Below are 20,254 nucleotides of genomic sequence, written 5' to 3' on the forward strand. Positions count from 1 at the left end.
AAAACTGGGACGCCACGAAGCCCCAAGGCCATAATGGACAGTCTGTATTTACCTTGAGGGTTTAGGAGTGTTTCCCTGTGGCATTTGGTGACGGACCGCTGATCGTTCAGTCGGATAAAACCGTTTTGTTAGAAATCGATCACCCCCAAGCAGACCCAGCACGAGCGGCGCTAGCGCCCTTTGCGGAGCTTGAACGTGCACCAGAGCACATTCATACGTATCGGATCACTCCTTTAGCTTTATGGAATGCACGCGCTGCAGGCCACGATGCAGAAGGCATTGTTGATGTATTAGAGACTTTCTCGCGTTTTCCCGTTCCCCAGGCTTTGCTTATCGACGTCGCAGAGACCATGTCTAGGTACGGTCGAGTGCGCCTGCACAAGCATCCTGCACATGGTCTCATTCTTGAGTCCGCAGAACCGGCAATTCTCGCCGAGCTGATACGCCATAAGAAAATTCGTCCCATGCTAGGCGCACAAATCGACGAGGAAACAATCGTTGTGCACCCTTCAGAAAGAGGGCGTCTCAAGCAAGAGCTTCTCAAGGTTGGCTGGCCGGCCGAAGACCTTGCGGGCTATGTGGATGGCGAGGCTCACCCTATTGCGTTGTCTCAAGAACATGAGCATTGGGAGCTCCGCGACTATCAAAGGATGGCGGCGGATTCTTTTTGGGAGGGAGGAAGCGGCGTGGTTGTTCTCCCCTGCGGAGCTGGAAAAACCATGGTGGGAGCCGCTTCTATGGCCCGGGCGCAAGCTACCACCCTTATTTTGGTTACTAACACAGTAGCCGGACGACAATGGCGCGATGAGCTACTGCGACGCACAACGCTAACGCCAGAAGAGATCGGCGAGTATTCCGGGGAGAAAAAGGAGATTCGACCAGTTACTATCGCAACGTATCAAGTGGTCACACGCAAAACCAAAGGAGAATATCGAGCTCTTGAGCTCTTTGATTCTCGCGACTGGGGACTCATTATTTATGATGAAGTCCACCTGCTTCCGGCACCGGTCTTCCGGATGACCTCAGATCTCCAGTCTCGCAGACGCCTAGGGCTTACCGCGACGCTCGTTAGAGAAGACGGTCGGGAAGGCGATGTATTTAGCCTGATTGGCCCCAAACGCTATGACGCCCCGTGGAAGGACCTAGAGCAACGCGGATTTATCGCTACCGCGGAATGCACTGAAGTCCGCACCACCATGACGCACGAAGAGCGCATGCTCTATGCCACGGCAGAGAACCAAGATCGGTACCGCATTGCCGCCTGCGCGGAGTCCAAGCTTCGTGCCGTCGATACGCTATTACACCGACATCAAGGCTTACCCACGCTCATCATTGGTGCATACATTGACCAATTAGAAGAACTCGGCGCGCGCTTTGATGCCCCTGTGATCGAAGGAAAAACAAGTAATAAAAAGCGTGAGGAGCTATTTAACAAATTCCGCGCTGGCCACATCACCACGTTAGTTGTAAGCAAAGTGGCTAACTTCTCTATCGATTTGCCAGAAGCCGCCGTAGCTATCCAGGTCTCGGGCACCTTTGGGTCACGGCAGGAGGAGGCGCAAAGGCTAGGCAGACTATTACGTCCAAAGGCTGACGGCTCAGAGGCGCACTTCTATAGCGTTGTAAGCCGCGACAGTCTCGATAGCGAGTATGCGGCACACAGGCAACGATTCCTGGCCGAACAGGGCTATGCATACCGGATTGTTGACGCAGCCGACCTAGGCTAGATAGTTAAGCTTAGAAGCGTCCAGGGCTGCTTTTCACGTACTTTCTACCAAGGAACCTGACTCATCATGCAAAAGTTTTCTTTTCCCATTAACGCCGATTACGCCAAAAAGAACAATGAGTTGTTAAAAGACACCAAACGTCTACAGCTTTCAGCTGGTCTTTTTGGGCTAATACAGGTCCTCATCGGCGTCGCCTTATTCCTAGTCCTAGGCGGAATCTTTGGTGGAATAGTCTTTACTCTTTTTATTGTCATGGCTCTGATTAGCTTTGCGATGATAGCTATCATCCCTAAAAAAGTGGGAACTGCAGAAAGTCTCTACCAAAATTACCCTTTAGCGGCAGGAATGATCGCCGAAGTTAACCCTCGTGATTTTGTTGTCATGGCACTAGTCAACGCAAATGTTGACGAGCAAGCCCCTCCCGCATGGGCGTTAGCCACTCGGAGTATCACCAATCTTGAAGGCGTAGAACGCGCCGTGGGCGTGCGTATCCCCGTAGTGGCGGTTGCAGGGCAACGATCTGTACATAGCCAAGACACTTGGGATCAAATTTCTCCCATGCCTATCGGATGGGCTACAACTGACCCCACCGTTGTTGAGCGCGCTATCGAGGAGATCCCTGATGAGCAGTGGAAGATACTAGAAAAAAACCTCACTCGGTTGGAAGATGTCAAAGAAACCAAATTTGATTTGCTGGTGATCGACTAATGAGACACACTCCCGGCGTACAGCGCCTTGATCAATTCGGCCAGACCATCTTTGCCACGATGAGCGCAAAGGCAGCAGAATTTCAGGCTATCAATCTCGGTCAAGGTTTTCCTGAAAGCAATGGTCCTTTAGCCATGTTGCAACGTGCTCAGCAAGAAATAGCTAAAGGCAACAACCAATACGCGCCGGCCCGCGGTATTCCTAGTTTGCGTCAAGCCATCGCCCGTGCCCGCGAACGGAACTTCGGTGTCTCCTACGATCCCGATACCGAAGTACTTGTGACGGTAGGGGCTACCGAAGCAATTTCCGCCACAATATTGGGACTTGTAGAACCAGGCGAAGATGTCCTGGTCTTTGAGCCTTATTATGACTCTTATGCTGCTTCCATAGCACTTGCAGGAGCACAGCGTATAGCTGTTCCGCTCATTCCAGACGGACGCTCGTGGACACTTGATCTAGATGCTTTTGCAGCTGCAATTACGCCTCGTACATCAATGGTGATTATCAACTCACCGCATAATCCAACGGGAACTGTTTTTGATGAGCAAACACTCAAGGCCTTCGCCGCCATCTGCGCTGAGCGTGATCTCCTTGTTCTTTCTGACGAGGTTTATGAACACTACACCTTTGCCAGCCACCCCATGTGCCGATAGCCAGCCTTCCAGCTATGAGAGAACGCACCATTACGGTTTCCTCCGCAGCAAAAACATTCAATGTAACCGGATGGAAAACTGGATGGGCGCTAGCACCTGCCCCGTTGCTCGAGGTGGTATTTAAGGCAAAGCAGTTTATGAGTTATGTTGGCGCGACCCCGTTTCAACCAGCTATCGCCTACGCTTTAGAACACGAAGAAGCTTGGATACGAAAAACCGTCGCAGATACCGAAGCTAAAGGTATCTGCCTTTCCGACGGCCTACGCCAAGCCGGATTCGATGTCTATGACACTCACGGCGCCTTCTACGTTGTCGCCGATATTTCTTCTGTTACTGACAAAACTGGCAACCAATTCTGTCTCGACCTCCCCCGAGAAAAAGGCGTAGCTGCTATCCCTATAGAACCGTTTACAGATTCTTCTCCTGAGTGGAACAGCATGATTCGTTTTGCGTACTGCAGAGACCAAGAAGAGATCCTTACAGCAATTGAACGCCTCATTGCGTCTACGCGCTAAAAGGTTTTCTGTGGGGTGCCCCCTGTTTGCTAGCAGAGGGGCACCCCACCACCAACACCCTATAAACGCAAAAAGGGGAGGGTGGGTGAATGAAAACACACGTTCTCATTCACCCACCCTCACCAATATCAAGTTTTGTGGTTGGCGGCGACCTACTCTCCCACACCCTCCCAGGTGCAGTACCATCAGCGCAATCGGGCTTAGCTTCCGGGTTCGGAAAGGGACCGGGCGTACCCCCGACACAATAACCACCAACACATCCATACAACACAACACATCACATGTCATGTCAGACACTGCACAGTGAACACAAGCAACAACACAAACACTCTTTTTTCAAACGCTCCAGGCACAACACATCCACACACAAATGGTTGTTTATCGGTAAATTAGTACCAGTCACCTCCAAGTGTTACCACTCTTCCAGATCTGGCCTATCAACCCCCTCGTCTCGAGGGAACCTCAAAAGAAACCTCATCTTAAAACAGGCTTCCCGCTTAGATGCTTTCAGCGGTTATCCCTTCCGTACGTAGCCAACCAGCCCTGCCACTGGCGTGACAACTGGCACACTAGAGGTACGTCCGTCCCGGTCCTCTCGTACTAGGGACAGCCTTCTTCAAGTTTCAACGCGCACGGCGGATAGAGACCGAACTGTCTCACGACGTTCTAAACCCAGCTCGCGTGCCGCTTTAATGGGCGAACAGCCCAACCCTTGGGACCTACTCCAGCCCCAGGATGCGACGAGCCGACATCGAGGTGCCAAACCATCCCGTCGATATGGACTCTTGGGGAAGATCAGCCTGTTATCCCCGGGGTACCTTTTATCCGTTGAGCGACACCACTTCCACAAGTAGGTGCCGGATCACTAGTCCCGACTTTCGTCCCTGCTCGACCTGTCAGTCTCACAGTCAAGCTCCCTTGTGCACTTACACTCACCACCTGATTGCCAACCAGGCTGAGGGAACCTTTGGGCGCCTCCGTTACATTTTAGGAGGCAACCGCCCCAGTTAAACTACCCACCAGGCACTGTCCCCAACCCAGATCATGGGCCAAGGTTAAGGTGCTCAATCCGATCAGAGTGGTATTTCAACTTGCGACTCCACCACACCTAGCGGCGCAGTATCACAGTCTCCCACCTATCCTACACAAACCGAACCAAACACCAATACCAAGCTATAGTGAAGGTCCCGGGGTCTTTTCGTCCTGCCGCGCGTAACGAGCATCTTTACTCGTACTGCAATTTCACCGGGCCTGTGGTTGAGACAGCAGGGAAGTCGTTACGCCATTCGTGCAGGTCGGAACTTACCCGACAAGGAATTTCGCTACCTTAGGATGGTTATAGTTACCACCGCCGTTTACTGGGGCTTAAATTCTCCGCTTCGACCCCCAAAAGAGATCTAACAGGTCCTCTTAACCTTCCAGCACCGGGCAGGCGTCAGTCCGTATACATCAACTTCCACGTTTTCGCACGGACCTGTGTTTTTAATAAACAGTCGCTTCCCTCTATTCTCTGCGACCACCATCAGCTCCATCAGTCTGTCACCAACAATGGTCCCCCTTCTCCCGAAGTTACGGGGGCATTTTGCCGAGTTCCTTAACCACAGTTCACCCGATCGCCTTAGTATTCTCTACCTGACCACCTGTGTCGGTTTAGGGTACGGGCCATAATGACACTCGCTAGAGGCTTTTCTCGACAGTACAGGATCACCAACATCCCCAAAAAAGGGTACGCATCACGCCTCACCCTTACAAGCAGCACGGATTTACCTATGCCACGGGCCACACGCTTACACCACAATCCAATAAGTGGCTCGGCTACCTCACTGCGTCACCCCATCACTTGGCTACTACCAACGAAGGTCCCACGCACAACCACACACACCCACACAAAGTATGAACACATGCAATTAATGGGCGGTTAGTACCACTGATTCACCACTTGTCGCATCACCACGGGTACCAGAATATCAACTGGTTATCCATCGACTACGCCTGTCGGCCTCGCCTTAGGTCCCGACTCACCCTGGGAAGATTAGCTTAACCCAGGAACCCTTAGTCATCCGGCGGAAAAGTTTTCCACTTTTCATTCGTTACTCATGCCTGCATTCTCACTCGCACACACTCCACACCCGGTCACCCAAATGCTTCACCACATGCACGACGCTCCCCTACCCAACCAACAAAAAGTTGACTGCCGCGGCTTCGGCGGTGTACTTGAGCCCCACTACATTGTCGGCGCAGAACCACTCGACCAGTGAGCTATTACGCACTCTTTCAAGGATGGCTGCTTCTAAGCCAACCTCCTGGCTGTCTTCGCGATCCCACATCCTTTTCCACTTAGTACACCCTTAGGGGCCTTAACCGGCGATCTGGGCTGTTTCCCTCTCGACCAACGGAGCTTATCCCCCGCAGTCTCACTGCCACGCTATAACATTACCGGCATTCGGAGTTTGGCTGACATTGCTAAGATTGTAGTCCCGCTCAACCAACCAGTAGCTCTACCTCCAGCAAGAAACACGCAACGCTGCACCTAAATGCATTTCGGGGAGAACCAGCTATCACGGAGTTTGATTGGCCTTTCACCCCTACCCACAGCTCATCCCCTCAGTTTTCAACCTAAGTGGGTTCGCGCCTCCACAAAGTCTTACCTCTGCTTCACACTGGCCATGGGTAGATCACCCCGCTTCGGGTCCAGGACATGCCACTAACAACACCCTCGTTAGGATTCGCTTTCGCTACGGCTACCCACCAAAAGGTTAACCTCGCGACATGCCGCTGACTCGCAGGCTCATTCTTCAAAAGGCACGCCATCACCCCACAAAAAAGGCTCTGACGGATTGTAAGCACACGGTTTCAGGTACTATTTCACTCCCCTCCCGGGGTACTTTTCACCATTCCCTCACGGTACTCATCCGCTATCGGTCATCACAAGTATTTAGGCTTACCGGGTGGTCCCGGCAGATTCACAGCAGATTCCACGAGCCCGCTGCTACTCGGGGACATGCACAACCAGCGCACACATGCTTTCACGTACAGGACTCTCACCTTCTACGGCAGGCGTTCCCACACCACTTCCGCTAACACATGCACAAACCAGCAAAAAGATGGCAGCCTTTTCACGCACACACCCCACAACACCACACACGCAACCCCTGCCAGGTATCACACGCACATGGTTTAGCCTCATCCACGTTCGTTCGCCACTACTAACGGAATCACAATTGTTTTCTTCTCCTACGGGTACTGAGATGTTTCACTTCCCCGCGTAAACCCCCACAACAGCTATGAATTCACTGAAGGGTAACCACACATAACTGCAGCCAGGTTTCCCCATTCGGACACCCTCGGATCAACGCTCTATTGGCAACTCCCCGAGGCCTATCGCGGCCTTACACGTCCTTCATCGGCTCATAATGCCAAGGCATCCACCGTGTGCCCTTAAAAAACAACACACAAATATGCAAACAAAAAATACCAAGAACTAAAAAGAATAAAGATTATTACTCGCGTCCACTATACAGTTCTCACACAACACAACCACCCACCACACCAACAACAACCCACACAGGATCACCACCAGCACAACAAGCAGCCACAAGAATCAACACCACAGTGCATCATCCCAGACACCCAACAGCATGCCAACACAACAAACAACACTTCCCACAATCAACACAACACACAACAACACACCATCACACAACCATGCACAGCCACCAACTGTTAGCAGCACACAATCACACACAACACCGATCCACCCGGATTAAAAAAATAAACAACAAACACCAACCAGTGCCCATTGAAAAACAAAAACTCCTTAGAAAGGAGGTGATCCAGCCGCACCTTCCGGTACGGCTACCTTGTTACGACTTCGTCCCAATCGCCGATCCCACCTTCGACCACTCCCCCCAGAAACTGGTTGGGCCATGGGCTTCGGGTGTTACCAACTTTCATGACGTGACGGGCGGTGTGTACAAGGCCCGGGAACGTATTCACCGCAGCGTTGCTGATCTGCGATTACTAGCGACTCCGACTTCATGGGGTCGAGTTGCAGACCCCAATCCGAACTGAGGCCGGCTTTCAGCGATTCGCTCACCCTCACAGGCTCGCAACGCGTTGTACCGACCATTGTAGCATGTGTGAAGCCCTGGACATAAGGGGCATGATGATTTGACGTCATCCCCACCTTCCTCCGAGTTAACCCCGGCAGTCTCTCATGAGTCCCCACCATCACGTGCTGGCAACATAAGACAAGGGTTGCGCTCGTTGCGGGACTTAACCCAACATCTCACGACACGAGCTGACGACAACCATGCACCACCTGTATACAAACCACAAGGGAAAACGTATCTCTACGCCGATCTTGTATATGTCAAGCCCAGGTAAGGTTCTTCGCGTTGCATCGAATTAATCCACATGCTCCGCCGCTTGTGCGGGCCCCCGTCAATTCCTTTGAGTTTTAGCCTTGCGGCCGTACTCCCCAGGCGGGGCGCTTAATGCGTTAGCTACGGCACGAAAGTCGTGGAAGACCCTCACACCTAGCGCCCACCGTTTACGGCATGGACTACCAGGGTATCTAATCCTGTTCGCTCCCCATGCTTTCGCTCCTCAGCGTCAGTTACTGCCCAGAGACCTGCCTTCGCCATCGGTGTTCCTCCTGATATCTGCGCATTCCACCGCTACACCAGGAATTCCAGTCTCCCCTACAGCACTCAAGTTATGCCCGTATCGCCTGCACGCCCGGAGTTAAGCCCCGGAATTTCACAGACGACGCGACAAACCACCTACGAGCTCTTTACGCCCAGTAATTCCGGACAACGCTCGCACCCTACGTATTACCGCGGCTGCTGGCACGTAGTTAGCCGGTGCTTCTTATACAGGTACCGTCACAAAAAGCTTCGTCCCTGTCGAAAGAGGTTTACAACCCGAAGGCCGTCATCCCTCACGCGGCGTCGCTGCATCAGGCTTGCGCCCATTGTGCAATATTCCCCACTGCTGCCTCCCGTAGGAGTCTGGGCCGTATCTCAGTCCCAATGTGGCCGTCCACCCTCTCAGGCCGGCTACCCGTCGACGCCTTGGTAGGCCATTACCCCACCAACAAGCTGATAGGCCGCGGGCTCATCTCGTACCGAAAAAACTTTCCACCACACACACTAAAGTGCGGTCCTATCCAGTATTAGACCCAGTTTCCCAGGCTTATCCCAGAGTACGAGGCAGATCACCCACGTGTTACTCACCCGTTCGCCACTCGAGCACCCCCGAAGGGGCCTTTCCGTTCGACTTGCATGTGTTAAGCACGCCGCCAGCGTTCGTCCTGAGCCAGGATCAAACTCTCCACAAAAAATCAGTCCAATAAAAGACCAACCAGGCTTCGTGAAAAGCCCAACCAAAACTGGCAAAAAACAAACAACCAACAAAAAAAAACATTTCATTGATCATTCAACAAAAAACAATGAAAAAAGTACAACAAAACAGTGACCATCGATGCCTTGACGAGACAACACAACAATCACCCAACACCCACACCACAACACCCCAAGCACAACACCCAGAGCATCACAGCACAAGCATCACACGTTTCCACAGCCACCAACACCCACACAACACAACATCATGCACGCATCAGCACCATAACAACGCCTCATGTCAACAACATTTTTTCCACAAACAGCACAATCTTTTACAAGCAAGCCACACTTGCCGGTCGATACTGCACCATCGTGATCATCACACAACCATGTAACAAAACATATTGCTGCCACTACACAACGTAGCTACCGCCATGTCAACCATAAAAAATATTATAAGTACATTGGCACACTATTGAGTTCTCAAACAACACACCCACACCCACACACACCAACCACAAAGCCAGCATGTACTGAATGTAAGAATAATTTTTGTTTATCGCCTGCTCGTTTTCCTCTCGCCTTACACTCACTAATCAACAACCACTGTGTGGTGTTTGCCTCTGTGAGGGGCGCTGTCGGTCGCGGCGACTCACATAAAGTTACACACCCTCAACACAACACACAAATCCCCAGGCCGCCATGTCAACCATAAAAAATATTATAAGTACATTGGCACACTATTGAGTTCTCAAACAACACACCCACACCCACACACACCAACCACAAAGCCAGCATGTACTGAATGTAAGAATAATTTTTGTTTATCGCCTGCTCGTTTTCCTCTCGCCTTACACTCACTAATCAACAACCACTGTGTGGTGTTTGCCTCTGTGAGGGGCGCTGTCGGTCGCGGCGACTCACATAAAGTTACACACCCTCAACACAACACACAAATCCCCAGGTCAGAACACTTTTTTTAGACAAAGAGTTAACTACTTAATCCAAGAAAGCGTTCCACCGCACCCTGTTGTGGCTCTGCCCGTCGGATAAGTATCCAAGCCAGGATCAGAAGGACACCCACCATCAGAAGGCTTATGCCGATGATCGTCGTCGAGTTAAGAAAGTAGATCGCCGCTCCGATACCAATGCCCACGCACAGCAGAAGCAACGTGCTCTTCCACTCGTTAAGAGGGGAAGCCATGACGGCGACTACTGGAGCTAGTAACCCGATCACCACAATTAGTGCAACTGGATGCAAGACCATCCCGGGAGCCACTCTCTGCAATAGCCACACAAAGACAGCAGCAGGAAGGATCTGTACCAGAGCCGCACACACCAGAAGTCGCATCCATGCGAATCGAGGCAGTCCTAAAGCCAGCCATTCCCGGAACCCGGTTCGTATCTGCCATGAGTCCAAAGCCACCATGGCAACTCCGGAACCAACAAGCCCTACGAATCCCGCTGTACTTTCAAGAGAAAAGAAACTAAAGCTGATCCATAGCCCGCCAAGCGAGATAAAAAGAATTGCCCAGGTAAGAGCAAAAATGCCAAACGCCCATCGGATAAAAGGCATCCATACTGAGGAAATCCGGCTCGACCTTTGCACCTTCTCACTATCGTCCTCGGGCCCTTGAGATAGCCATTCTGCGTAATGACGCAAGGTAGATGTAGGCGACAACAAAATTACAGCAGCTAGCACCACGGTCACCAGCGCAAGAATCCAAGCGAGCGGGTGGGATTCCCTGCTCAAGATGACAGCACTGAATGCGAGGTTTAAGGCGGCCACCGGAGCTGCAGTTATCCGCAGGTCGCGTCGCCATGCAGCCCCACCCAAGTTAAACACTTGGTAGGTGGTGATAACGGGACACAGGGTTAGCTGCCAGATAATCCCGACGACTTGAAAAAGGAGAAGGAGCACGATCTTCCAAAGATCTGCGAGAGCCCCAGTTATCGCACCGATATAGAAGAGCCCAGCTAGCAGAAGGTCAAGCTTTTTCTCACCAAGCCAGAGATACCTCAACCGAGTCTTAAACATCATGAGCCTCCGTGAAAACAGCTTGTTCTAGCGTCACTCGTTGCACACGTATGCCATGCAGTTCGCCTATCCGCGCAACCTCGTTGCGTGTTGCCCTCACCAAGGCTTTTGTCACCCCAGATACGGTTTTTTGCATAATCACTTCCACGTTGAGCTCACTAAGAGCCAGGTCAATGGCCGTGGTTGTACCCATGAGCTCCACCACGGATTCTGCGATGTCCTCTGCTGCTCCACTATCTGCGATCGCACCGTTACGCAGAATGAGAAGCTCGTCGAAAAGCCCGGCAGCTTCATTGAGGTGATGCGTGGACAAAATGAAGGTGCATGGATGTTGTTCCTGCTCGTGACGCAGCTCTTGGTAGAAGGCTTTGCGCTTGTATACGTCAAGCCCCAGGTAGGGCTCGTCGAGAAGCGTTAATTCGCAGCGTGCCGCAAAAGCCATGACAATACCCACGGCAGATTTTTGCCCTCGAGAGAGCGAGGAATAGCGCTTAGTGAGGGGGATTTCAAAGATCTCGATAAGTTCTTCACAGCGCTTCTGATCCCATCGCGGATAACGGCATGCGGCAAAAGCGAACAGTTTCCGGGGGCTCCAAGACTGCGGAAGCGGTGCGTCGATACCCACCAGGACGGTTCTGTCCATGACTTTTTGATTATCAAAGGAGGGCTCACCAAAGATCTCCATGAGGCCCTCGTGCGGAATTTGCCCCGCAATGATTCTTAAAAGTGTGGTTTTACCAGCAGCGTTAGCCCCCACTAGACCATGGATGCGCTCGCCCTGCAGCTCAAAGTTAAGCCCGGCAAATACGGCATGTTTGCCATAGCTCTTCTTCAATTGAACACATTTAATAACAGTGTCTTGATAAGTCATGCGTAGAGTCCTCGGCTTTCAGCCACTCGGTCGATCAAGTTGTGCAGTTCAGCTCTGGGGATATCCAGCTTGACGGCTTCATCCACCAGCGGGGCAAGAAAGATCGCGGCAAATTCCTCCCGCCTCCGCCTCCGAATAAGGTCGGCAGCCCCTTCCGTCACAAACATCCCCAGGCCGCGCCGTTTCTCCAGAACGCCTTCTTCCACCAGAATCGTGAGCCCCTTGCGAGCAGTCGCAGGATTAATGGAATGAAACGCGGCAAGTTCGTTGGTGGATGGCGCACGCTCCCCCGCAGCAAGAGAGCCATCCACAATCGAATCTTGAATGAGCACGGCTATCTGCTTGAACAAAGGTGCCGTTGTCTCATCCATTCAGTTCCCCCTCATGCAAGTTGGTTCATTACTCATGTAACTAACCATACAACTAGCCGTCGGCAGCCGCCACCCATACACACCTAAAAGCAACGACAGCGTAAAGCGACATCTGCCGAAAAAATCCCACACCATACCGCGACGACCTCGACTTTTGCAAAGTTGTATCGACTAATTAGGTGGACATGATGCACACTAGAAGCACAAGACTTTTAAATTTTTAGAACAATGAAACGGATAAAACAGGAGCCATGCTTGAACGTACACAGGTCTTCGTCGATACCTCTTATCTACTCGCGAGCTTTTATAACTCGTGGGAAATCGGCGCTAGAGCCCAATTAGAAATCGATCTTCCCGAGGTTGTGGCAACCCTGGGAAGTATGATCCAAAGCCAATTAGGACAACCCGTACATCGTCAGCTGTGGTATGACGGCATCCCGGATTCCGGCCCCCACCGCTATCAGCGGGCATTACGCACCTGCGATGGAGTCCAGCTACGTGCCGGCCAGCTCATTGAGTGGGGGGAGCGTCGTACACAAAAAGGCGTGGATACCCGCCTAGTAGCAGACATGGTGCTTGCGGGAGCGCGTCGGGAGTTCACCGACATCGTTCTCGTCTCTGGCGACGCTGACATGATTCCAGGGGTACAAGAAGCCGTGAATGCCGGCGTTCGCGTTCACCTCTACGGGTTTGGATGGGATTCCATGTCCTCAGCACTGCGTCATTGCTGTGACTCCACGACCATCCTCGATCCCCGCGAAGACTTCACCGACTGCATGCAGTTGGAGATCCTTGAGGGCCCCTTACCGCCTGTTGTCCGCACCCAGAACGATGAATTGCCAGATGAAGGCAACGAGCACGCGGATACCGTGGCAGCTCACGACGATAATGCAGCCCCAGTTCTTCCAGAGAGAACTCCCGAGACCAACGATCTCACGGAGACCGCAACGCCACCGCCATTCCCCACAGGCTCCGCACTTCCGCATCGCCCCGGCGAGCCAGTTCTGTCCGTTGAGGACTGCCTTGCGGAGACTCCAGAGAAACGCAGCAAGCCTATAGATCATGCCGACTACATGCCGGACAACGACCGTGACAAGGGCAGCGTTAGCCACAAAGCTAACGACAAACCAGAGGTCATCAACGCCACGCCACCAGCCCCACCAAAGCCCGGCGCGCATCTAGGCGGAGACAGTGCCTCTATCAAGATAACCTCTACCGTGGAGGAATCCGTAGAGGTAACACTCGAGCGCACATCTGCCGAGTCCGAGGAAAAACCCTCTTCACCTCGACCAACCCCCAGTCCATCCATGATGGCGCCACGACGGAAGCTTCGTTCCCGATACGTCCCCCTTCCCAACGAGGTATGGTCCTCGGCCGGCTACCAGACCCCCTACGACGTGGGACGTCAATATGCCCTATGGTGGTACGACAATGCCGCGACTCCCGAGCAGCGCGATTCCGCACATCTTTTGTCAGGGGGCGGACTCCCCCCAGAGATCGACCGGCCGCTTCTACAGTTCGCGTGCGAAACCCTCCATGAGTACACGCTCACCGAGGCCCAACGCGTGGGACTACGCGACGGATTCCACTCCGGCATCCGAGGGCTTCTGATCAACAATCAGAAAGAAAGTTAACAGGGGCTAGCTCATAGAAGCGAAAGGGGCCCATACTCTCTCGCAGTGGAATTCTGCTGGAGTATGGGCCCCTTGGTTGCATTAAGGAGAGTTACGCCCGATAGGCTCGATGAGAATTACTCAGCGGATTTTTCCCCTTTGTCGCTTTCTTTTTCGCCTTTTTCACTAGTCGAAGCGGCTTCTTTGGAAGCCTTAGAGGCTTCATCCTTAGGAACCTCGTCCACCACTGGTGTTTCCGCGTCCGGTTCTCCAGAGTTCAGCTCTTTCGCCGGTTGTTCCGCACCGTTTAGCTGTCCACGCATTTGAGCCCGGATCTCCTCTAACTTGGCAGAAGCACGCATATCTGCCCCTGCCGCATCAATTTCCTGGATCCGGTCTCCCATGGTGTTGTGCATAAGTTCTTGAGCGCCAAGAGCGTCAGCGTAACGTCGCTCGATCTTTTCACGAACCTGATCCAAGGATGGCACATCGCGATCCGGATCGAGCGCCGTGATCTGGTCCATCGCCTTGGTCGAGGCCTCTTGCATCTTGGTTTGCTTCACCTGGCTAGACAATTGATCGATCTGTCCAAGCTGCTCGTGGAGGCGTGCCTCAGACTCCTTGACCTGCCTAGTCGCCTGCTCAGAAGCAGACACCGCCTGGGTGTGTAGAGCTTTGGTTTCCTCTATCTGCTGCTCAACGCTCACCAGCTGAGTCGCATAGATCTCCGCAACATTGAGCGATTCTTGCTTTTTTACCGGATCGGCCTCATTATCGCTCACCTGGATAGCATTGCGAGCTTTTTGCTGCAGATCCTTCTGGTCTGCAAGCAGGCGATTGAGCTTCATTTCCAGCTGGTTTTTATTGCCAATTACAGCGGCAGCTTGCTCACTAATCTTCTGATGCTGTTCTTTAGCAGCATCAGTGGCCTGCTTAATTTGCACCATCGGATCGGCATTTTCATCGATCTTCTGGTCCAAGGATGCAGTCAAGTACTTCCAACCTTTAGCGAATGGGTTTGCCATGGAGTGCTCCTAGTCTGTTCCTCGGGTAAAAGAATCGTTTGTGAAAATGTGTGCGCTTTCAGCGAAAGCCAGATCGTCTAGACCTTTGCTTATCGACGTCAACCAGCCACACGTTACGACCACCCTGCCTCGTCCCGCAGGGTCGGGTACACTCCCCAATTCTAGGTAATTCTTAAAACTCCCGCCGGCCGTTCTCCAAGAGAAACCATCAGCTCACCCCCACTAAAAGACATCTTTTTGAATATATTTGTGAAGATAACGGGCATTTTCCGGAAAAGCATTTCCCAAACTTGAGTTTTACATTAAAAATTCCAGCACCGGAAAAACTACAGGGCATTCGATATTAAAAATTATTTTCAACCCTTTAAAAAAGAAGAATTTATATAATAAATATAGGTAAATTAAGTTTTAAATTGCCGTAACTTTCCCCTTACCCAACACGTGATCAGTGACCTTCGCCTCCCCACGATCACCAAAGCCACCTCTAAAGCAAAAGGTCTGGCCCCTCCGAATTCTGGGGACCAGACCTTTTACTTTCTCAAAGAAACACCGGGAGGCTGCCACGCTACAAAATCGCGCGCTCTCCTAATTATTATTATTCTGTTCAGCGACCTGACGCTTCACGTCTTCCATATCAAGCCCCTTCACCTGCCCAATCAGATCTTCCAAGGCAGCCGCCGGAAGCGCACCGGCTTCTCGGTACACCAAGATACCCTCGCGGAAAATCATGAGCGTAGGAATAGACTGGATCTGCAAAGCAGCCGAGAGTCCCTGATTTGCCTCTGTGTCGAGCTTGGCAAAGACAACATCAGTGTGGTTCTCGGAAGCCTTCTCAAACGTCGGCGCAAATGCTCGACAAGGACCACACCACGATGCCCATGCATCGACGATGACAATCCCGTCCGTGGTGACTGTCTGCTCAAATGTGTCTTCCGTTACATCAATCGTTGCCATTGCAATAACTCCTCACGGTTATTTGTCGTGTTCTAATGAAAGCCAACGAGTATCAATTCAACAATATTCCAGTCGGGTCTTGTTGAAGCAAAGCGCGACAACACTTCTTAGGTAGCCTGGAAAGAGTGGCTCGTCCTCTCAAGCAAAGCCACTAAAGATGCGCTTTATTAGAAGATAAGGTGAATATTCAATGACCAAGAACTATTTTGTTGAAGGCATGACCTGCGCACATTGTGTTGCTTCCGTCACCGAGGAGGTCAACGAGATCCCAGGAACCCAGGGTGTTGAGGTTGACCTTGAGACCGGCCGCCTTACCGTTACCGGTGAAGATTTTACCGACGCCGATGTGGCCGCAGCAGTCAAAGAAGCCGGATTTTCCATCAAAGAACAGTAATCCCGCGTTATCCCCGGCGACATAGCACTCACCACCCGCTACGTCGCCGGGTTTTAATGTTTATGCGAATAGGAATAGGCAAGCCTCCCCAGTCATTGAATAAAACATCAGGGCATAGAAACGAGGTTAAGCATCCAGAAATGACTAGCACCACCCCTATTTCACCCGTCACCATCGAGCTTGGCGTGACCGGCATGACATGTACATCCTGTTCAGGACGAGTACAACGCAAGCTCAACAAGCTAGACGGCGTGGAAGCCAGCGTGAATTTTGCCACGGAGACGGCTCAGGTGAGCTTCGACCCCTCTGGAGTGACGTCGACACAGCTTATCGACGTCATACGCGGCGCCGGATACGATGCTTTTATACTCGCAGAAAACCAGGATAGCGTTGAAAATGCTCCTCAAACCGCAATAGACGCCACCGAAGCGGCCCGCGGGCATCACGCTGAAGAGCTTAAAAACCGGCTCGTCTACTCTGCCGTGTTAGCTATTCCAGTGTTTGCAATGTCTATGATTCCCGCACTGCAGTTTGATAACTGGCAATGGCTCTCCTTTGCGCTTGCCTCACCAGTTTTCTTCTGGGGCGGGGCGCCCTTCCATAAAGCCACGCTGGCAAACCTCAAGCATGCTTCCTTCACCATGGACACGCTTATTACCCTCGGAACAAGCGCAGCGTACGCATGGTCGGTATGGGCGCTCTTCGTGGGCAACGCTGGCGAACCTGGAATGCGGATGCACATGAGTTTCTCGGCTCATGCACACGGCGGCATGGATGAGATTTATTTGGAATCCGTAGCTGTTGTAATCGTGTTCCTATTGCTAGGGCGCTGGTTTGAAACACGAGCAAAAGGCCAGAGCAGCGCTGCCCTGCATGAGTTGCTTTCTATGGGTGCAAAGGATGCCGCGGTGCTACGCGATGGGCACGAGGTACGCGTACCCATCGGAGAGCTCGCCGTCAACGATATCTTTGTGGTACGTCCCGGCGAGAAAATCTCCACAGACGGCGTGGTTGTGGAGGGCCACTCCGCCGTAGATGAGTCGATGCTCACCGGTGAACCTGTCCCCGTGGAGGCGCTCCCCGGGGCAACAGTGACTGGAGCAACCCTAAACACCTCGGGTCGACTACTGGTCCGCGCAACACGTGTGGGAACGGAGACCACTCTGGCTCAAATGGGACGGCTCGTTTCCGATGCTCAGGCCCGCAAAGCTCCGGTACAAAAGCTTGTAGATCGTATTTCCCAAGTTTTTGTTCCCTGCATCGTAATCATCGCCCTAATCACTCTGGCAGTCCACCTATGGATAGGGAACCCCACGGCAGATTCTTTCGCCGCAGCGGTAGCAGTCCTGATCATCGCCTGTCCGTGTGCACTAGGGCTAGCCACACCCACTGCCTTATTAGTAGGCACTGGCCGAGGCGCACAGCTCGGGTTGCTCATTAAAGGACCCGAAATCTTAGAATCCACACGCAAAATAGACACAATTGTCCTGGATAAGACAGGAACGCTGACGCAAGGCAAGATGGCAGTCACGCACGTCTCTCCGGTAGGTCAGTGGACCTCCGAGGAAGTCCTGCGGTTCGCTGGAGCCGTAGAAAATGCTTCAGAGCATCCCATCGCCCGTGCGATCACCTCAGCCTCCCAGCAATCTATTGCAACACCTCTCCCCACTGTCTCCAATTTCAGCAGCACCCCCGGCTCGGGAGTCCAAGGTTTGGTTCTGGATAGAGAAGGTGTGGAACGTGAAGTGCGAGTAGGCCGCCTTGAAAACGTAACTCCGCAAAGCTCGAAAGAGGTCCTCGATCTAGTGGTAGCCGCGGAATCTGCTGGTGGAACTGCCGTGGTCGTTGCTGTGGATGGACAACCCAGTGGAGTTATTACGGTCAAGGATGAGATCAAAGAAAGCGCAGCGGAGGCCGTCGATAAGCTAAGAAGCCTAGGCCTTACTCCCGTGCTCTTAACGGGAGACAATCCGGGGGCGGCCAACGCAGTAGCAAGTCAGCTCGGAATTTCGAAGGTTATCGCTGGAGTACTTCCTGAGGGCAAAGTGACCACGGTTCGCACACTGCAAGAGCAAGGCAAAGTGGTGGCTATGGTCGGTGACGGTATCAATGACGCCGCCGCCCTCGCCCAGGCCGACCTGGGCCTTGCCATGGGCACGGGTACAGACGTGGCTATTGAGGCCGCGGACATCACTCTTATGAACAGCGATCCCCGCGCCATTGTCGACGCAATACTGCTATCCCGCGCAACGCTTGGCACTATCAAAGGCAACTTGTTCTGGGCTTTCGCTTATAACGTGATACTGGTTCCAGTTGCTGCATTCGGTCTGCTCAACCCACTCTTCGCAGGAGCAGCGATGGCATTCAGCTCGGTGTTTGTAGTGAGTAACTCATTACGTTTGAGATCCTTCCGAGGAAGCGTGCACTGACTTTTACACTGTTAAACAGCAGTTCTCCACCGCAAATCCCCACATCATACAATGTGAAAGAGGCAATAAGAGGCAAGGAAAGTGGTAAAAATCTCCGGCTTGCTTTCCTTATAGAACTTGTATCGCACCTCACACTGTGGTGTTGTGGGAAATAATGTGACCACTGCATATCTACTGGATGCAGCGATCATCCTTTTCTCACAAAAGCGGATACCCTCTTTTTCTCGTGCGCCTGGAGAACACACCTATGCCAAGCTCAGCTTCCGTCTCTGCAGATAGTCTGACTAGAAACGACAGACTCGATCGGCTTCCTTTCACCCCTCAGCACCGCCGGCTGCTCTGGGGATCCGGCGTTGGTTGGGCGCTTGATGCGATGGACGTCGGTCTCATCTCGTTTATCATGGCAGCTCTCGTCGCCCACTGGGGTTTGAATCATACGCAAACATCATGGTTGGCATCTGCAGGATTCATCGGGATGGCAATCGGCGCTACTTTTGGTGGTTTGCTAGCAGACCGCTTTGGTCGCCGACATATTTTTGCTATCACTTTGTTGGTTTATGGTCTTGCTACCGGTGCTTCGGCATTATCCATGAGCCTGGGTGTGCTCATCGCCTTCCGTTTTATCGTGGGATTAGGTCTCGGCGCAGAGTTGCCTGTGGCATCCACGCTGGTTTCCGAGTTCTCCCCACGGGTTATCCGGGGACGGCTCGTCGTGGCTCTCGAGGCTTTTTGGGCACTCGGCTGGATTGCCGCGGCTTGCATCGGCGCCTTTGTAATTAGTGGTTCCGCCAATGGCTGGCGCTGGGCCTTAGCCCTAGGGTGCGTCCCCGCTCTCTACGCTATCTATGTCCGCTTGGGACTACCTGAATCAGTCCGCTTCCTAGAAGCTAAGGGGCGCCACGCTGAAGCCGAGCAGGTTGTACGTTCCTTTGAGCAAAGCGCCGAAGAAGACGGCTGCGAGATAGCAAAGCTCAAGGCTCTTCCTCACCCCGATAGAGAAGACGACGCGGGAGAAAAGCAGGGAATTTTTTCCGGCAGATATCGGAAACGCACCGCTGCATTGTGGATTATTTGGTTCTGCATCAACCTCTCCTACTACGGTGCCTTTATTTGGATCCCATCGCTTCTGGTTTCTAGTGGCTTCCCCCTGGTCAAATCCTTTGAGTTCACACTGATCATTACCTTGGCTCAGCTACCGGGTTATGCCGTCTCCGCATGGTTGATCGAAAAATGGGGTCGCCGTTCCACCCTTGTGCTCTTTCTCATTGGTTCCGCCTGCGCCGCAGGGTTCTACAGCGTATCCAGCACAGAGACCATGATCATCATGGCGGGGTGCTGCTTGTCCTTCTTCAACCTTGGGGCTTGGGGCGCTCTCTACGCCATCGGCCCCGAGTTGTATCCGTCTCGTATGAGAGGCGCAGGCACTGGCGCTGCTGCCGGCTTCGGCCGCATCGCTTCTATCATCGCGCCTCTTATAGTGCCGCCTGTTGTAGCTGTCGGTGGCACGATGGCGCTCTTTGTCCTTTTCGGAGCTGCTTTTGTTATCGCAGCTGCCGCCACCCTTGTGCTACCAGAGCAAAAGGGTAAGGCGCTCGCTTAGGAAGCAAG

Annotated in this window: 11 protein-coding genes, 3 rRNA genes and 1 pseudogene; 7 read left to right on the plus strand and 8 right to left on the minus strand. The window is 52.7% G+C overall.

What is annotated here, in order from left to right; translation table 11 throughout:
• Positions 1–77: 77 nt before the first annotated feature.
• From CpATCC19410_RS10250 to CpATCC19410_RS10260, 3 genes and pseudogenes are all read left to right on the plus strand, one after another.
• The gene (locus tag CpATCC19410_RS10250) at positions 78–1,727 is read left to right on the plus strand and encodes a DNA repair helicase XPB (protein ID WP_013241449.1); all 1,650 of its coding nucleotides are present in this window, start codon (positions 78–80) and stop codon (positions 1,725–1,727) included.
• A gap of 66 nt (positions 1,728–1,793) precedes the next feature.
• On the plus strand, positions 1,794–2,435 hold the full coding sequence (locus CpATCC19410_RS10255; RefSeq protein ID WP_013241448.1) for a DUF3239 domain-containing protein: 642 nt from the start codon (positions 1,794–1,796) through the stop codon (positions 2,433–2,435).
• Positions 2,435–3,603 (plus strand): annotated as a pseudogene (locus CpATCC19410_RS10260) (pyridoxal phosphate-dependent aminotransferase). The gene CpATCC19410_RS10255 and the pseudogene CpATCC19410_RS10260 overlap by 1 nt, the downstream one beginning before the upstream one ends.
• Before the next feature lie 139 nt (positions 3,604–3,742).
• On the opposite strand, the gene rrf reads toward CpATCC19410_RS10260, so the two are convergent.
• The 6 genes from rrf to CpATCC19410_RS10295 all read right to left on the minus strand — a co-directional run bounded on the left by rrf (position 3,743) and on the right by CpATCC19410_RS10295 (position 12,231).
• A 5S ribosomal RNA gene (gene rrf, locus CpATCC19410_RS10265) occupies positions 3,743–3,859 on the minus strand.
• A gap of 113 nt (positions 3,860–3,972) precedes the next feature.
• Positions 3,973–7,055 (minus strand): 23S ribosomal RNA (locus CpATCC19410_RS10270).
• Positions 7,056–7,424: 369 nt separating this feature from the next.
• Positions 7,425–8,944, minus strand: a 16S ribosomal RNA gene (locus CpATCC19410_RS10275).
• The 16S, 23S and 5S rRNA genes sit together here, the layout of an rRNA operon.
• A 998-nt stretch (positions 8,945–9,942) precedes the next feature.
• A complete protein-coding gene (locus CpATCC19410_RS10285) occupies positions 9,943–10,989 on the minus strand; it encodes a hypothetical protein (RefSeq protein WP_013242875.1) in 1,047 nt (348 codons plus the stop codon).
• Positions 10,982–11,860, minus strand: a complete 879-nt coding sequence (locus CpATCC19410_RS10290; protein WP_014522779.1) for an ATP-binding cassette domain-containing protein — start codon at positions 11,858–11,860, stop codon at positions 10,982–10,984. The genes CpATCC19410_RS10285 and CpATCC19410_RS10290 overlap by 8 nt, the downstream gene beginning before the upstream one ends.
• A complete protein-coding gene (locus tag CpATCC19410_RS10295; protein WP_013242877.1) occupies positions 11,857–12,231 on the minus strand; it encodes a GntR family transcriptional regulator in 375 nt (124 codons plus the stop codon). Before CpATCC19410_RS10295 ends, CpATCC19410_RS10290 begins: the two co-directional genes overlap by 4 nt.
• A 251-nt stretch (positions 12,232–12,482) precedes the next feature.
• Here CpATCC19410_RS10295 and CpATCC19410_RS10300 point away from each other — a divergent pair, with 251 nt between their 5' ends.
• Entirely contained in the window at positions 12,483–13,865 is a 1,383-nt protein-coding gene (locus tag CpATCC19410_RS10300) for an NYN domain-containing protein (RefSeq protein WP_013242878.1), read from the plus strand.
• 116 nt (positions 13,866–13,981) lie between these two features.
• Here the strand turns inward: CpATCC19410_RS10300 and CpATCC19410_RS10305 are convergent, their stop codons facing one another.
• Positions 13,982–14,869 carry a PspA/IM30 family protein gene (locus tag CpATCC19410_RS10305; RefSeq protein WP_014301032.1) on the minus strand — a complete coding sequence of 296 codons (888 nt, stop codon included), beginning with the start codon at positions 14,867–14,869 and terminating at the stop codon, positions 13,982–13,984.
• Positions 14,870–15,454: 585 nt separating this feature from the next.
• On the minus strand, positions 15,455–15,823 hold the full coding sequence (gene trxA, locus CpATCC19410_RS10310) for a thioredoxin (RefSeq protein ID WP_013242880.1): 369 nt from the start codon (positions 15,821–15,823) through the stop codon (positions 15,455–15,457).
• Positions 15,824–16,013: 190 nt separating this feature from the next.
• On the opposite strand from trxA, the gene CpATCC19410_RS10315 reads away from it, so the two are divergent.
• From CpATCC19410_RS10315 to CpATCC19410_RS10325, 3 genes are all read left to right on the plus strand, one after another.
• The gene (locus CpATCC19410_RS10315) at positions 16,014–16,217 is read left to right on the plus strand and encodes a heavy-metal-associated domain-containing protein (protein ID WP_013242881.1); all 204 of its coding nucleotides are present in this window, start codon (positions 16,014–16,016) and stop codon (positions 16,215–16,217) included.
• Positions 16,218–16,357: 140 nt separating this feature from the next.
• A complete protein-coding gene (locus CpATCC19410_RS10320; RefSeq protein WP_014401465.1) occupies positions 16,358–18,646 on the plus strand; it encodes a heavy metal translocating P-type ATPase in 2,289 nt (762 codons plus the stop codon).
• 247 nt (positions 18,647–18,893) lie between these two features.
• Positions 18,894–20,246, plus strand: a complete 1,353-nt coding sequence (locus tag CpATCC19410_RS10325; protein WP_013242883.1) for an MFS transporter — start codon at positions 18,894–18,896, stop codon at positions 20,244–20,246.
• Positions 20,247–20,254: the final 8 nt, after the last annotated feature.

The sequence above is a fragment of the Corynebacterium pseudotuberculosis genome (genome assembly GCF_002155265.1).
GTDB lineage: Bacteria > Actinomycetota > Actinomycetes > Mycobacteriales > Mycobacteriaceae > Corynebacterium > Corynebacterium pseudotuberculosis.

Coding starts and splice junctions, on each gene's coding strand:
- CpATCC19410_RS10295 (WP_013242877.1), bottom strand. CDS start 12,231: ATGGATGAGACAACGGCACCTTTGTTCAAGCAGATAGCCGTGCTCATT.
- CpATCC19410_RS10285 (WP_013242875.1), bottom strand. CDS start 10,989: ATGTTTAAGACTCGGTTGAGGTATCTCTGGCTTGGTGAGAAAAAGCTT.
- CpATCC19410_RS10300 (WP_013242878.1), top strand. CDS start 12,483: ATGCTTGAACGTACACAGGTCTTCGTCGATACCTCTTATCTACTCGCG.
- CpATCC19410_RS10315 (WP_013242881.1), top strand. CDS start 16,014: ATGACCAAGAACTATTTTGTTGAAGGCATGACCTGCGCACATTGTGTT.
- CpATCC19410_RS10290 (WP_014522779.1), bottom strand. CDS start 11,860: ATGACTTATCAAGACACTGTTATTAAATGTGTTCAATTGAAGAAGAGC.
- CpATCC19410_RS10255 (WP_013241448.1), top strand. CDS start 1,794: ATGCAAAAGTTTTCTTTTCCCATTAACGCCGATTACGCCAAAAAGAAC.
- trxA (WP_013242880.1), bottom strand. CDS start 15,823: ATGGCAACGATTGATGTAACGGAAGACACATTTGAGCAGACAGTCACC.
- CpATCC19410_RS10305 (WP_014301032.1), bottom strand. CDS start 14,869: ATGGCAAACCCATTCGCTAAAGGTTGGAAGTACTTGACTGCATCCTTG.
- CpATCC19410_RS10325 (WP_013242883.1), top strand. CDS start 18,894: ATGCCAAGCTCAGCTTCCGTCTCTGCAGATAGTCTGACTAGAAACGAC.
- CpATCC19410_RS10320 (WP_014401465.1), top strand. CDS start 16,358: ATGACTAGCACCACCCCTATTTCACCCGTCACCATCGAGCTTGGCGTG.